Origin of the sequence: Roseospira marina, from assembly GCF_014197855.1 — a bacterium.
GTDB lineage: Bacteria > Pseudomonadota > Alphaproteobacteria > Rhodospirillales > Rhodospirillaceae > Rhodospira > Rhodospira marina.
In genome coordinates this window covers 379,240-393,839 of the sequence record NZ_JACIGJ010000001.1, presented here as the reverse complement: position 1 = coordinate 393,839, position 14,600 = coordinate 379,240, and the positions used below count along the sequence as shown (strand labels likewise).

11 protein-coding genes and 1 tRNA gene are annotated in these 14,600 nt (G+C 67.1%); 10 read left to right on the top strand and 2 right to left on the bottom strand.

Going from position 1 to position 14,600, the window contains the following annotated elements:
* Window positions 1-80: 80 nt before the first annotated feature.
* The 8 genes from GGD82_RS01850 (at window position 81) to treY (ending at window position 9,963) form a co-directional block, all read left to right on the top strand.
* Window positions 81-323 carry a type II toxin-antitoxin system HicB family antitoxin gene (locus tag GGD82_RS01850; RefSeq protein ID WP_150060469.1) on the top strand — a complete coding sequence of 81 codons (243 nt, stop codon included), beginning with the start codon at window positions 81-83 and terminating at the stop codon, window positions 321-323.
* Window positions 324-350: 27 nt separating this feature from the next.
* The gene (locus GGD82_RS01845; RefSeq protein WP_150060470.1) at window positions 351-2,627 is read left to right on the top strand and encodes a VTT domain-containing protein; all 2,277 of its coding nucleotides are present in this window, start codon (window positions 351-353) and stop codon (window positions 2,625-2,627) included.
* Window positions 2,624-3,457, top strand: coding sequence for an endonuclease/exonuclease/phosphatase family protein (locus GGD82_RS01840; RefSeq protein WP_150060471.1), 834 nt, complete (start codon window positions 2,624-2,626; stop codon window positions 3,455-3,457). Before GGD82_RS01845 ends, GGD82_RS01840 begins: the two co-directional genes overlap by 4 nt.
* An 81-nt stretch (window positions 3,458-3,538) precedes the next feature.
* Window positions 3,539-5,302: a fumarate reductase (quinol) flavoprotein subunit gene (gene frdA / locus GGD82_RS01835; RefSeq protein ID WP_150060472.1), complete on the top strand. Its 1,764-nt coding sequence runs from the start codon at window positions 3,539-3,541 to the stop codon at window positions 5,300-5,302.
* Window positions 5,299-6,045 (top strand): succinate dehydrogenase/fumarate reductase iron-sulfur subunit, encoded by a 747-nt coding sequence (locus GGD82_RS01830; protein ID WP_150060473.1) that lies wholly within the window; start codon window positions 5,299-5,301, stop codon window positions 6,043-6,045. The genes frdA and GGD82_RS01830 overlap by 4 nt, the downstream gene beginning before the upstream one ends.
* Window positions 6,042-6,434 (top strand): fumarate reductase subunit C, encoded by a 393-nt coding sequence (locus GGD82_RS01825; protein WP_150060474.1) that lies wholly within the window; start codon window positions 6,042-6,044, stop codon window positions 6,432-6,434. Before GGD82_RS01830 ends, GGD82_RS01825 begins: the two co-directional genes overlap by 4 nt.
* 1 nt (window position 6,435) lies before the next feature.
* Complete coding sequence (gene frdD, locus GGD82_RS01820) at window positions 6,436-6,783, top strand: fumarate reductase subunit FrdD (protein ID WP_150060475.1); 348 nt, start codon at window positions 6,436-6,438, stop codon at window positions 6,781-6,783.
* Between the two features lie 123 nt (window positions 6,784-6,906).
* Window positions 6,907-9,963: a malto-oligosyltrehalose synthase gene (treY, locus tag GGD82_RS01815; RefSeq protein ID WP_150060476.1), complete on the top strand. Its 3,057-nt coding sequence runs from the start codon at window positions 6,907-6,909 to the stop codon at window positions 9,961-9,963.
* A 210-nt stretch (window positions 9,964-10,173) separates the two neighbouring features.
* Here the strand turns inward: treY and GGD82_RS01810 are convergent.
* Both GGD82_RS01810 and gph read right to left on the bottom strand, forming a co-directional pair.
* Window positions 10,174-10,248, bottom strand: a tRNA-Val gene (locus tag GGD82_RS01810).
* 72 nt (window positions 10,249-10,320) lie between these two features.
* Window positions 10,321-11,049 (bottom strand): phosphoglycolate phosphatase, encoded by a 729-nt coding sequence (gene gph, locus GGD82_RS01805; RefSeq protein ID WP_150060477.1) that lies wholly within the window; start codon window positions 11,047-11,049, stop codon window positions 10,321-10,323.
* 159 nt (window positions 11,050-11,208) lie between these two features.
* Between gph and glmU the strand changes: the two genes are divergently transcribed.
* Window positions 11,209-12,549 (top strand): bifunctional UDP-N-acetylglucosamine diphosphorylase/glucosamine-1-phosphate N-acetyltransferase GlmU, encoded by a 1,341-nt coding sequence (gene glmU, locus GGD82_RS01800; RefSeq protein WP_150060810.1) that lies wholly within the window; start codon window positions 11,209-11,211, stop codon window positions 12,547-12,549.
* A 48-nt stretch (window positions 12,550-12,597) separates the two neighbouring features.
* Complete coding sequence (gene glmS, locus GGD82_RS01795) at window positions 12,598-14,424, top strand: glutamine--fructose-6-phosphate transaminase (isomerizing) (protein WP_150060478.1); 1,827 nt, start codon at window positions 12,598-12,600, stop codon at window positions 14,422-14,424.
* The last annotated feature ends 176 nt before the right edge of the window (window positions 14,425-14,600 follow it).

The following is a 14,600-nucleotide window of genomic DNA, read 5'->3' as shown; positions in this document are numbered from 1 at the left end:
ATCATCACTGGGGGATCGGGCGGTTTTCGCGAGCGCCCCCTGCCTTTGATTGCTGATTTCTTGTACGGAGGATGTCCGTCATGAAAGGACATATTGTCGTTGTTTCCCATCACGCGGACGGATACCACGCCGACGTCGTCGGCGTTGCCGGATGCAGTGCCGTTGGCCCGACCGTGGACGATGCCGTGAACGAGGCCTCCAAGGCCTTGTCCGCGCTGGCGCGCGATGGCCGAACCCTGCCGGCGCCACGCCCGTCGATCGCCATGCTTGATGAAGTAAAACGCCGCGACGGCTGCGCTGGCGCGTGCCTGCGGGTGGCCTGACGGCACACGACACCCTATGTCAGGCCTATGACGCCTGATACACCCGAACAGATTGCCGGGCCGGGCGGTGGATCCGTTGAATCCTTCGCCGATCTGCCGCCCCCCCTGGCCCACCCCGGAACCACGTGCTGGAAGATCACGCGGGCCGATCGCTTCCGTTTCCTGGTCGACGGCGCCGCCTACTTTGCCGCCCTGCGGCAGGTCCTGATCGCGGCCCGCGAACAGGTTCTGATCTCAGCCTGGGACATTTCCAGCACGATTCCTCTGGTCGACCCAGAAGCTCCGCCGCCGGACGACGGATGGCCCGTGCGTCTGGCGGAGTTGCTGCGCGCGCTCACGGAAGCGCGGCCCGCGTTGCACGTGCGCGTGCTGCTCTGGGACTTCCCGGTGCTCTATGCCTCGGATCGGGAGCTGTTGCCGGCATGGCGACAGAACTGGAATCCCAACCCCCGCATGACCCTGCGCCTGGACGGCACGGGGCCGGTGGAGGGGGCGCACCATGAGAAAGTCGTCGTGATCGACGATCGGCTGGCGTTCATGGGCGGGCTGGATCTGGCCCCGGCGCGCTGGGACACCTCCTCGCATTATATGGACGATACCCGGCGGCGCTTGCCGACCAGTGGCGAACCCTACCCCGCGTTTCACGACATGCAGGCGATGATGGAGGGACCGGTCGCGGGCGAGCTGGGCGCGATGCTCCGCGCCCGCTGGGCGCGCGTCACCGGAGAGGCCGAACCGCCGAAGCCCACGCCGTTTCTGCCCTCGGCCTGGCCGGAGGGTTGGGCGCCCGACATCGACGCGCTCCCGCTGGCGCTGGCCCGCACCGCCCCCGGCGACGAAATGACGGCGCCCGTAAGCGAAATCGCCGCCCTGATCGAAGCGGATATCCGCGCCGCGCGCCATTGGATCTACATGGAGGACCAGTACCTGACGTCCCGGCTGGTCGCGGACCTTCTGGCCGAGCGCCTGGCAGAGCCGGACGGCCCGGAGGTCGTGGCGGTGATTCCCCGCATTTGGGACGGATGGCTGGAAACCGCGACCATGGGCGTGGGCCGGGAACGCCTGCTGCGCGTCCTCAAGAACGCCGACCACTACGGGCGGCTAAGGGTGGTCACGCCGGTTCTGGAAGGGCGCGGGCCGGGCAAGCTGAAGATTCACACGAAACTGATGATCGTGGATGACATCGCGCTTCGCCATGGTTCCGCGAATTTGAACAACCGGTCGATGGGTCTGGATACCGAGCTTGATTATCACCTCGAACCGGGTTTGGTGGATCCGGTCACCGGCACGGCGCGCGGCGACGATGTCCGACACCTGATCGCGTTCATCCTATGCACCCTGCTGGGCGAGCACTTGGCCGCGACACCGGATCAGGTGCGCGCCACCCTGCACGAGACCGGCTCACTGCGGTCGGTGCTTGACCGCTACGGGGATCCGGCCGTGCGCGACCTGGAGCCTGTGGAGAGCGGCGACGCCCCGGACGATTTGGTCGAGTCCATGCCCTCGCCCGTCCCCGGCGACTTCGAAGCGCCGGTGGACGCCAAGGATTTGCGAGCCGTCTTCCTACCGGACCTCGGGGATATCGCGGAATCGAAGGGCGCGCGTCACCCCTACCGCCGGATTCTGATTCTGGCCGGCCTGGGCTTGGCCCTCCTGATCGCATGGCGGTTCGTGCCCCTGGACGGGCCGCTGACCGTCGAGCGGGCCGCGGCTTGGATCGAAGGCGTGCGCGGCCATCCCCTGGCGCCGCTGGGCGGCATCGGCTTTGTCGCGCTCGGCTCCCTGGTCATGGCGCCGATCCTGCCGCTGATGATCGCCAACGCGCTGGTCTTCGGACCAATCGAGGGCATGATCTACAACACGATCGGCACCCTTATCACGGCGGCGATCGGCTTCGGACTCGGGCGTCTGCTGGCCAAGAACGGCCTCGACACCCTGACCGAGAAATTCCCCAAGGCCAGGACCTTGGTCGAGGCGGTTCGCAACCACGCGCTGAAGACGGTGATTTTCTTCCGGGTCGTCCCGGTGTTGCTGTTCATGGTGGTCAATCTCGCGTGCGGTGCCGCCGGCATCACCTGGCGGACCTATCTGCTGGGCACACTGATCGGCCAGTTGCCGGGCATCGCGGTGCTTAGCCTGTTCGGCGCCGGCCTCGGCCAGCTCATCCAGGCGGCGAGCTGGACGGAGGTGCTGCTCATTCTGCTGGGTCTGGCCGCGCTGGTGCTCGGGTTCCGCTGGTTCTCACGGGTAGCCGCCCGCGGGCGGCCGAAAGCCCTCGACGACGAAGGAGGGGCCGGCGCGTGACGGTCTCGCCGCCGTTAACCATCGTAACCTACAACGTGCATGGCTGCGTGGGCATGGACCGGCGCCATGACGTCGGCCGGGTGGCGCACGTTCTCGGCGCCCTGGACGCGGATATCATAGGCCTGCAGGAGGTGTTGGGCGCCGACGCGGCCCTGGACGTCATGACGGTCCTGCCCGTGGCGTCCGGCGGCGATGCCCTGGGCACCGACCAATTGGCGGTGTTCGCGCACGCCCTGGGGTACGAGGCGCGCGCCGGCGCGAACCTCATGCGCGCCGGACGGCGGTACGGCAACGCCCTGCTCAGCCGCCATCCGATCCGCGCCGCCCGGCGCCTGAACCTGTCCGACGGTGTCCATGAACCGCGCGGCGCCATCGATGCCCTGATCGCGACCCCCGGTGGCACGGTGCGCGTGGCCATCACCCATTTCGGCCTCAACGGACCGGAGCGCGCTTGGCAGGCCGCCCGACTGGCCCGTTTCCTGGAGGTCTCCCATCCCGATCAGGCGTGCGACTCCGCACCCCGGAGTACGATCGTCCTGGGGGATTTCAACGATATGTGGCCGCCGTCGCATACCTATCGGCCCATTGTCCAGCTCATGGAACACCGTCCGCCCTGGCGCCGCACCTGGCCGGCGCCCGCACCGATTCTGCCGCTGGACAAAGTGTGGCCGGGGCCGGGCGCCACGCTTGACGAGGTCTACGCATGGCGCGGCCCCCTGGCGCGGATGGCCTCGGACCACCTACCGCTTGTGGCGCGGGTTTCTCTCGACGCCTCCGCGTCGAACTTTCATTCTTATGAGCCCAGAACCGCCTTACGCGGTCCCGATTAAATCTGGTAGCGTTCGGACCCCGATGCCCCCTCCCGAGGTGACGGCCCGATGGGCCGATCCTATTACCGTGGAGTCCGCCTTATGGAAACCATCCAGTCCGATGTCGTGATTATCGGCGCCGGCGGCGCGGGGCTGCGCGCCGCGATCGCTCTGGCGGAGACCGATCCCGGCCTACGCATAGCCCTTTTGTCCAAAGTCTACCCAATGCGGAGCCATACTTGCGCGGCCGAAGGCGGCGCAGCCGGCGTCATCAAGGGCGATGACAGCATGGATCTGCACTTCGGCGACACCGTTGGCGGTGGCGACTGGTTGTGCGACCAGGATGCCGTTGAGTACTTCATCGACCAAGCGCCCAAGGAACTGACCCAGCTTGAACACTGGGGTTGCCCCTGGAGCCGCGAGAAAGACGGCTCGGTCGGCGTTCGCCCGTTCGGCGGCATGAAGATCAAGCGCACGTGGTTCGCCGCCGACAAGACCGGCTTCCACCTCCTGCACACGCTGTTCCAGACCTCGCTGAAGTATGAATCGATCCGCCGCTTCGACGAGGTGTTCACGACCGATCTGATCGTCGCTGATGGCCGTGTGCAGGGCTGCTGCGCCATCGAGATGCGCAGCGGCGAGATGATCCAGTTCCAGGCCCCGGCGGTCATCATCTGCTCTGGCGGCGCGGGCCGCATCTTCCCGTTCACGACCAACGGCGCCATCAAGACCGGCGACGGCATGGCCCTCGCCTATCGCGCTGGCGTGCCGCTGAAGGACATGGAATTCGTCCAGTACCATCCGACCGGCCTTCCCTCGACCGGCATTCTGCTGACCGAGGGCTGCCGTGGCGAGGGTGGCGTGCTGCGCAACAAGGACGGCTACCGCTACCTTCAGGACTACGGCATGGGCCCGGAAACACCGCTCGGCGAGCCAGTGCTCAAGACCATGGAACTGGGGCCGCGCGACCGGCTGAGCCAGGCGTTCTGGCAGGAGCAGAAAAAGGGCAACACGATCCCGACCAAGTGGGGCGATTGCGTGTACCTGGATTTGCGCCACCTGGGCGAGGCCAAGATCAACGAGCGTCTGCCGTTCGTGCGTGATCTCGCCAAGAGCTACTCCGGCGTGGACATGGTCACCGACATGGTGCCTATCCGCCCGGTCGTGCACTACATGATGGGCGGCATTCACACCGACATCAACGCGGCGACGCCCTTGCCGGGCCTGTTCGCGGCGGGTGAATGCGCCTGCGTCAGCATCAACGGGGCGAACCGTCTGGGGTCCAACTCGCTGACCGAGCTGCTCGTGTTCGGGCGCCGGGCCGGCGAAAGCGCCTTGGCCTACGTGCGCGGCGACAGCAAGCCGACGGTGGACACGGCCGAAGCCGGTCGTCAGGCCGCCGCCGCCCAGGCGCGCATTCAGGCCCTGTTCGATCGCGCGGACGGCGGCGAAACCATCTCCGGCATTCGCGACGAGATGCAGCACACCATGGAAGAAGGCGCTGGCATCTACCGAGAGGAAGAGCCGCTGAAGGAAACCACCGCGAAGGTGGCCTCCCTGCGGGCGCGCCAGACGGGGATCGCGCTGAAGGACAAGAGCAAGGTGTTCAACACCGAGCTGACCGCAGCCCTTGAGTTGGGCAGCATGCTGGACGTCGCCGAGGCGGTGGCGCTGAGCGCCCTGAACCGCAAGGAATCGCGCGGATCGCACCAGCGCCTGGATTACGTCGACCGCGACGATAAGACCTATCTGAAGCACTCGATGGCGCACTATCAAGGCGAGGAGGCTCCCCGGATCGACTACCTGGATGTCGTCATCACCAAATCCCAGCCCGGGGTTCGCGATTACTCGGGAGCGAAGTCATGAGCGAGAGGCAAATCACCTTCGAGGTGCTCCGCTACAATCCGGAGACCGACGACAAGCCCTGGGTCCAGACCTACAGCGTTCCGTGTCAGGAAGACTGGGTGGTCCTGGATGCCATCAATTACATCAAGGATCACCTCGACACGTCGCTGAGCTACCGCTGGTCCTGTCACATGGCCGTGTGCGGCAGTTGCGGCATGATGGTCAATGGCGAGCCGACGCTGTCGTGCAAGGCGTTCCTGCGCGACTACAAGGGCAGCAAGATCCGGGTCGAACCCCTCAGCCACTTCCCGATCGAGCGGGATCTGGTCGTGGTGCTCGACGACTTCATGGGCAAACTGCAGTCGGTCAAGCCGTACATCATCCCGAAGAAGGAAAAGCCGGTCGAAGAAGGCGAGTACAAACAGACACCGCGCCAGCTCAAGAACTTCAAGCAGTACACCATGTGCATCAATTGCATGTTGTGCTACGCGGCCTGCCCCCAGTACGGCCTGAACGACGACTTCATCGGTCCGGCCGCTCTCGCCCTGACGCACCGCTACAACCTCGACTCCCGCGACGGTGGCCGTTCGCAGCGTCAGGAAGTGGTGGCGCAGCATGAAGGCGTGTGGGAATGCTCCTTCGTCGGTGCCTGCTCCGAGGTCTGCCCGAAGGACGTCGATCCCGCTGGCGCCATCCAGCAGATGAAAATCGCCAGCACCGTGGACTGGTACCTTGAGCACCTGATGCCGTGGAGGGCCAAATGAGCCGGAAACCCTATGTGCGCGAGGTTCCGAAGACCACTTGGTACATGCGGAACGGGCGCTATATGCGTTACATGGCGCGCGAGGTCACCTGCGTGTTCCTGGCGCTCTACATGGCCGGTCTGGTCATCGGGCTTGTGCGCCTGATGCAGGGCCCGGAGGCGTGGCAGTCCTATCTGGCCGGGCTGTCCTCGCCGGTGGCGATCCTGTTTCATCTGATCGCGTTCGGCTTCGCCTGCTATCACGCGACGAGCTGGTTCAACGTGACGCCGAAGGCCATGCGTATCCCGCAGGGCGACGGGTTCGTGCCCGGCAAGACCATCGTCGGCGCGCACTACGGTCTGTGGGGTGCCGCATCGCTGGTGATCATCGTGCTGATGGGAGTTCTGTGAGATGGCCAAATCCAACAAGCCCATCGTCTGGGGTCTTTTCGCCGCTGGTGGCACGATCTCGGCCTTCGTCGTGCCGGCGATGATCCTGGTGACGGGCCTTCTCGTCCCGCTCGGCGTGTTCGGCGAGGACGCGATGTCGTATGAGCGGATGACCGCCTTCCTTGGCAACTGGATCGTCAAGGTGGTGCTGCTCGGCGTCGTGATCCTCACGCTGTGGCACGCCGCGCACCGGTTGCGCGTCACCGCCCATGACTTCGGTATCCGCAGTGACGGAACCATCGCCATGGGTGTATACGGGTTCGCCGGTCTGTTCTCAGTGATTGCTCTGTTCGCCGTCCTGGCGATCTGACCTTCGCACGATCCGGTTCGGCAACGAACCGGGCCGTGCCGCCCCGCGGCACACGGTGGCGTGCCGCAGGGTGGCACGCCCCATCCGCGTGGCGCCCACCGTCCCTGGAAAGGACCCGACGCCATGCCGCCTGCCGTCCCTTCCTCTGCCGTTGGCGTCAATGGCCCGCCGACGTGGCCGCGCGCAACCGTGCGTCTTCAGATGACGCCGGACTTCGGCTTCGATGCCGCGACGGCCATTGTTCCCACGCTGTCCGCGTTGGGCATCAGCCACGTTTATCTGTCGCCGATCATGATGGCGCGGGCCGGCTCCCAGCACGGTTACGACATCATCGACCACAGCCGCATCAATCCCGATCTGGGTGGAGAGCCCGGTTTCCGCCGCTTCAGCGACGCTGTGCAAGTGCATGGCATGGGCCTGATTCTCGACATCGTACCGAACCACATGGGCATCGGAGTCGGGGAGAACCGCTGGTGGCGGGATGTTCTGGAGTGGGGGCGCGACAGCCCGCACGCTGACTGGTTCGACATCGACTGGGAGCCGGCGGAACCGTCGCTCCACGGCAAGATCCTGCTCCCCGTCCTGGGCGACCACTATGGCGCCATTCTGGAGCGCGGCGAGCTGACGTTGCGCTACGATGCGGAGTTGAGCGGTTTTGTCGTCCGGTACTACGAGCACGCTTTTCCCATTCGCACGCACGACTATGGCGACATCCTGCGCCAAGGGGTGACGCCGGACCGCGATGAAGACGGTGTGCTGGCCCTCGTCATTGCCGGTGCGGACTCCCTGCGTCTGTCCGACCGGCATGACTCGGATACCGTCGGCCGGCGCCGCGTCGCCGCCGTCATCAAGCGCCGGCTGGCGGAGTTGCTGGAGAGCAGCGCCGAGGCGCGCGCCGCCGCCGCGGCGGCGGAAGCCGCCTTCACGGGGACACCGGGCCAAGCGTCCTCGTTCGATCCCCTGAACGCCCTGATCGAGCGCCAGAACTACCGCCCGGCGTTCTGGCGGGTGGCCGCGCATGAGATCAACTATCGCCGCTTTTTTGAGATCAACGATCTAGCCGCCCTACGCATGGAGCGGACCGACCTGTTCGAGACCGCGCACAAGCTGCTGTTCGACCTGATCGCCGAGGGTCGGGTACAGGGCATTCGTCTGGATCATGTCGATGGGCTGCTGGATCCTCAAGTCTATTTCCAGCGCCTTCAAGCGGACGCCTGCGCGGCCGAGGCACGCGGCAGGGCAGCCGGCCATATCCCGCCGGTGACGGCGCCAAACCCGGCGGATATGGAGGCGGACGCCTCGCCGTTCGGGCCGGACCAGCCCTTTTACGTGATTGTCGAAAAGATCCTGGCCCCTCATGAGCGGCTGCGAGAGTCGTGGCCGATCGCCGGATCCACGGGGTACGAGTTCATGAATCAGGCGCTCGGCCTGTTCATTGATCCGGCCGGGGAAGGCCCGCTGAACGACGCTTATGCGCAGGCCGCTGGTCCCATACGACCCTACGAAGACGATGTGCTGGCCGCCAAGCGACAGGTGATGGAGGAATCCCTCGCCAGCGAAGTCGGCGTGATGGCCAACCGCCTAAATCGATTGGCGAAACAGTCCCGGGCGACCAGGGACTACTCCCGCATGGCGCTGCGGGCGGCCCTGATCGACGTCATCGCGCATTTCCCGGTCTATCGAACCTACGTCAGCCCCCGGGCCTTGGCGGCCGTGGGAGAGTTGGAAGGCGACGGCGCCGATCCGACCGCCGCGCGGATAGACGACCAAGACCGGCGCGATCTGCAATGGGCCGTTGGCTTGGCGCGCAAGAGGGCGCGGACACCCGACGTCTCCGTGTACGATTTCCTCTATGATGTCCTGACTGGGGATCTTGCGTTGGCCGACAGGGGTCACGACGCGGACACGGTCATCGACGTGGCTATGCGGGTGCAGCAGTTGACCAGCCCCGTGATGGCCAAGGCCATGGAGGACACCGCATTCTATCGCTATGTCCGGCTCACGGCCCTGAACGAGGTGGGGGGAGAGCCGGAACGGTTCGGCCTGTCCGTCACCGCGTTCCATCACGCCTGTCAGACCCGGCTCGAAAAGTGGCCCTTCACCCTGCTCGCGACCGCGACTCACGACCACAAGCGCGGGGAAGACATGCGGGTGCGTCTAGCCCTTCTGTCCGAGGCGCCGGAGGTCTGGCTCGAGCGGGTGCGGCGGTGGCGCGATCTTAATCAACGCCGCGCCAGTGAACTGCCGGATGGACGGCGCGCGCCCTCAGCCAACGACGAATACCTGTTCTACCAGACGCTTCTCGGCATCTGGCCGCTGGACCTCGCGATCCCCGACGAGGACGGGACCGTGGCCGCCCCGCCGTCGGAGGCCCTGGCCGACATCACGGAGCGGATGGTCGCCTACATGCAGAAGGCCGCCCGGGAGGCCAAGCGTGACACCGCCTGGACTGCCCAGGATCCGGAGTATGAGGCCGGAGTGGAGGGGTTCGTTCGCGGTGTCCTGTCCGCCAATGTAGGGGGCGCCTTCGTGGCCGATATGGCGGCGTTTGTTGCCCGGCTCGCCCCGGCGGGCATCGTGAACGCCCTGGCCCAGACGACGCTGAGACTGACCGTCCCGGGCGTCCCCGATCTGTACCAGGGCACCGACCTTTGGGATTTCAGTCTGGTCGATCCCGACAACCGCCGGCCCGTGGACTTCGTCGCGCGGGCCCGCTGGCTCGCCGAAGGCGCTCGGCCGTCGGAGCGTATGGAGACCTGGCGGGACGGCCGGGTCAAGCAGGCGCTGATTGCGGCACTTCTGGACCTGCGGACGAGCAACCCGAACCTCTTCGCCTTTGGGGATTATGTACCGCTGGAGACCGTCGGGTGTCACGCCGACCGCCTGATTGCCTTTGCCCGGGTGTCGACCGACGGCGACCAGGCCGTCGTCGTGGTGGTCCCTCGACTGGTCTGGCCGTTGATGGACGAACGGGACGGGCTGCCGCTGCCGCGCGGCTGGGCCGATACGGCGGTCCAGTTGCCGGCCGATGCCCCCTGGGCGACGCGCGGCCTGTGCGATGTGCTCGGACGCCCGACCGCCCCGCCGCTAAGCGCTGAAACCGACGGCACACTGCCGGCGGCCCTGCTTCTGGAAGAACTGCCGGTCGCCGTGCGGGTATCGGACACCCTGCTGGCGTAAACGCTTTGGGATCCCGCGTCGAGGCCGGGCGGCGATCGTGTCGCCCGACCAAGACCGCAGTCCACCGACCGCAGCACACAGAAATCACACCACACAGGCCGCGCCGAGACGAATGCGCGGCCGCGACGTGAGCCGAACCGGATGACCATGGCCCCCGTGACCGAGATTGCTCGGCCCTGCATGACGGAATATCGGCGATGTGGGGGGGTATGGTGGGCGCGGCTGGGATTGAACCAGCGACCCCTCGCGTGTGAAGCGAGTGCTCTCCCGCTGAGCTACGCGCCCGTCCCGTGGAAGCAGCGGCGAAGGCCGCCGTCCGGTGTGGAGGGCGGCTTATAGCCCCCCCACGCCGGGTCGTCAAGCCGGTTTTGTGACCGACCGCAAACGCGCGAGGGCGGCGGGCATTTCGGCGTACGACGAGACCAGGATGTCGGCGCCGACCTCGGCCGGCGGAACCGGGCTGTAGCCGAAATCCACCAGGATCGTCCGCACCCCGGCCGCCCGCGCGGCCCCGACGTCGTACGGCGTGTCGCCGACCATCACAGCCTGCTCCGGCGCGATCCCCATGCGCTCCAACGCCAACCGCAGCGGGGCCGGATCCGGCTTGCGTTCCGGGATCAGCCCGGCGCCCACAACGGCGTCGAACAGAGCGGCCAAACCCAACGCCTCCAGCACGCCTAGGGTCGCCCCATGCGGCTTGTTGGTACACACGCCAAGCCGAACACCCCGCGCGTGCAGGGCGCGCAGGAACGCTTCGGCGCCGTCGTATGGCCGCGTCCCTTCGACCGGCTTCGCCTCGTAGAGTGCCACGAACCGGTCATGCAGCCGGTCCAGCTCGGCCGCCCCGGCGCCCTCGTCCGCGACCGGCCGGCCCACTGCCGTCATGGCCTTGCCCACCAGGATGCGCGCACCCTGTCCCACGAACCCGGGGACCTGGGCGGGTTCGACCGGCGGCAGGCCCTCCTCCCGCAACAAGGCGTTCAACGCGAGCGCGAGATCCGGCACGCTGTCGATCAGCGTGCCATCCAGATCGAACACGATCCCCTCGAACGGCAGGTCGGACGGCAGGGATGGAAGGGATGTCATGATGGTCCTCGAATCCGAAGCGGCGGCTGTAACCAACCGCAAAACTGTGTGATTTGGATGAACCCGGAGAGTATGGCAGCCTCCTTGCCGAAGCTAGCCCACTTCGGGTAGGGCTGATATTCCCAACCGCTACAGACCCATGATACTGCGTCCCCGATGATGACCCACACCGATTTCGCCGCCATCGTTCTCGCCGCCGGGGAGGGCACGCGCATGCGATCGGCCCGGCCCAAGGTTGCTCACAAGCTGGCCGGTCGCCCGCTGCTCGGTCATGTTCTCGCGGCCCTCGATGGGCTTGGAGCACGGGATACCGTTGTCGTCGTCGGACCGGCGATGGAGGAGGTCGAGTCCATCGCCGCGCCACGGCCCACCGTGGTGCAGGCGGAACGCCTGGGGACCGCCCACGCCGCCCTTCAGGCCCGCCCTGCCCTGCCCGCGCCGCCCGACACCGTGCTGATCCTGTACGGCGACACGCCCCTGATCCGGCCCGAGACGCTGCGCGCCATGCTGACCGCGCGCGCCGACGCCGCTGTGGTCGTGCTTGGGTTCCGCGCCGCCGATCCAACCGGGTATGGCCGCCTGGTGACCGGCACCGACGGTGACCTTGAGGCCATCGTCGAGCACAAGGACGCCACCACGGACCAACAGGCCGTCGACCTTTGCAACTCCGGGGTCATGGCCGTCGACGGGGCGTTGCTGTTCCCCCTGATGGATCAGATCGGCAACGCCAACGCAAAGGGCGAGTACTACCTGACGGACCTCGTCGCCCTGGCTTGCGCCGAGGGTCACCGCTGCACAGTGGTCGAAGGCGACGAAGCCGAGATGCTGGGCATCAACGACCGGAGCCAGCTCGCCGCCGCCGAACGGGTGGTGCAGGACCGCCTGCGGGCCGCCGCCCTGGCCGGTGGAGTGACCATGATCGACCCCGCGACCGTCTTCCTATCCATGGACACGATCTTCGGTCGCGACGTGACGGTGGGACCCTTCTGCGTCTTCGGCCCCAGCGTCACCGTCGGCGATGGCGTCGAGATCAAGGGCTTCTGCCACTTCGAGGGCTGCACCATCGCCGACGCGGCCAAGGTCGGCCCGTACGCCCGGCTGCGGCCGGCGGCGTCGATCGGATCCGGCGCGCACATCGGCAACTTCGTCGAGGTCAAGAAGGCCACCGTCGAGGCCGGCGCCAAGGTCAACCACCTCAGCTACATCGGCGATGCCCGCGTCGGCGCGGCCGCCAACATCGGGGCCGGAACCATCACCTGCAACTACGATGGCTTCGGCAAGTACCACACCGACATCGGGGCCGGCGCCTTCATCGGCTCCAACAGCGCCCTCGTGGCGCCGGTCTCCATCGGCGACGGCGCCATCATCGGCGCCGGCAGCGCCATCAGCCAAACCGTCCCGGCCGAAGCCCTCGCCCTAACCCGCGCGCCGCAAATGACGCGCGACGGCTGGGCCACCCGCTTCCGCGCTCGCATGAAGCGGCTCGCCGGCAAGGGCTGACCTCCGCTCGAACCTGCACAGCACCGGCTTATCAAGGAGACCCGCCCCATGTGCGGCATTGTCGGCATCATCGGAACCGCTCCCGCAGCCTCTCGCCTGATCGAGGGACTGCGGCGCCTGGAATATCGCGGGTACGATTCCGCCGGCCTGGCCACGCTGGACGGCGGCGCCATACAGCGCCGCCGCGCCAAGGGCAAGATTGCGGTTCTGGACGACCTCCTGCGCACCGACCCCATCGGTGGCACCACCGGCGTCGGCCACACCCGTTGGGCCACCCACGGCATGCCCAACGAGGCCAACGCGCACCCGCACGCCAACGGCCGCGTCGCCGTGGTCCACAACGGCATCATCGAGAACTTCCAGACGCTGCGCGACGAGTTGGTGGCGAAGGGCCACGCCTTCACGTCGGACACCGACACCGAGGTCGTGGTGCATCTCATCAGCCAAGGCATCGCGGAGGGCACCGAACCGATCGAGGCCACTCGCCGCGCCCTCGGGCGGCTGGAGGGCGCCTTCGCCCTCGGCATCCTGCTGAAGGACCGGCCAGACGTGCTGATCGCCGCGCGCCAGGGCAGCCCGCTCGCGCTCGGCCGGGGCGAGGGTGAAATGTTCCTGGGCTCCGACGCGCTCGCCCTGGCCCCCATGACCCAGCGCATCACCTACCTGGAAGACGGCGACTGGGCCGTCCTGACCACCGAGGGCGCCACTATCCGTGATCTGGACGGCCAGGAGGTCGCGCGTCCGGAGCAACTTTCGAGCCTGTCCGGCGCTATGATCGGCAAAGGTGGTCATCGGCATTTCATGGCCAAGGAGATCTTCGAGCAGCCCCAGGTCATCGGCGACACCCTGAACGCCATGTTCAATCCGACGCGCCGGTCCATCACCCTTCCCGATCTGCCGTTCGACCTCGCGGCGGTGCCCCGCATCACCATGATCGCCTGCGGCACAGCCTCCCTGGCCGGTCTGGTGGGCAAGTACTGGCTGGAACGCTTCGCGGGCGTGGCGGTCGACTGGGATCTGGCCAGCGAGTTCCGCTACCGTGCCCCCGTGATGGCGGAGGGCGGGCTGGCGATCTTCATCAGCCAGTCCGGCGAGACCGCCGACACCCTGGCGGCCCTGCGCTACTGCAAGCAACACGGTCAGCACTGCCTGGGCATCGTCAACGCACCCGAAAGCACCATCGCCCGCGAGGCGGACGCCGTGCTGCCGACCCTGGCCGGCCCGGAGATCGGGGTGGCCTCAACCAAGGCCTTCACAACCCAGCTCGTGGTGCTGGCGTGCCTGACCATTGCGCTCGCCCGAGCGCGCGGCGTGATGGACCGTGAAACGGAGGCCCGGCTGTCGGGTGCCATGACCGAGGTTCCCAGCCGCGCGGCCGAAGTGCTGAACCATGACGGGCGCATCCGCGCCATTGCCGAGGACGCCTTCGTGCCGGCCCGCGACGTGCTCTATCTGGGGCGCGGCACCAGCTATCCGCTGGCCCTGGAGGGCGCTCTGAAGCTCAAGGAAATCAGCTACATCCACGCCGAGGGCTACGCGGCCGGCGAGATGAAGCACGGCCCCATCGCGCTGATCGACGAGCATGTGCCCGTGGTGGTGATCGCCCCCAGCGATCCGCTGTTCGAAAAGACCGCCTCCAACGTGCAGGAGGTCGTGGCGCGCGGCGGCAAGGCCGTGGTGTTCTCCGACGCGGAGGGGGTCAAACGGCTGCGGGATCTGGCGCTGGACGCCGTCGCCCTGCCCGCCGTGGACCCCTTCGTGGCGCCGATCCTGTACGCCCTGCCGGTGCAGCTTCTGGCCTACCATACCGCCGTCGCCAAAGGGACGGACGTGGACCAGCCGCGCAACCTCGCCAAAGCCGTGACCGTAGAATAGAGCCGGGCGTCGATCCGGCTCCGCCCTATCGTTCACGTCCGATGACCGATGTGGTGGTCCCAAATGGCAGCCCACAGTTCGCCGCCGCCATTCCCGGTCAGTGACCCCAGGTCCGGCACACCCGCTTTGTTTCGTTTTACGACCGCATCGCACACCGGCCAAAACCCCCTTCGCGC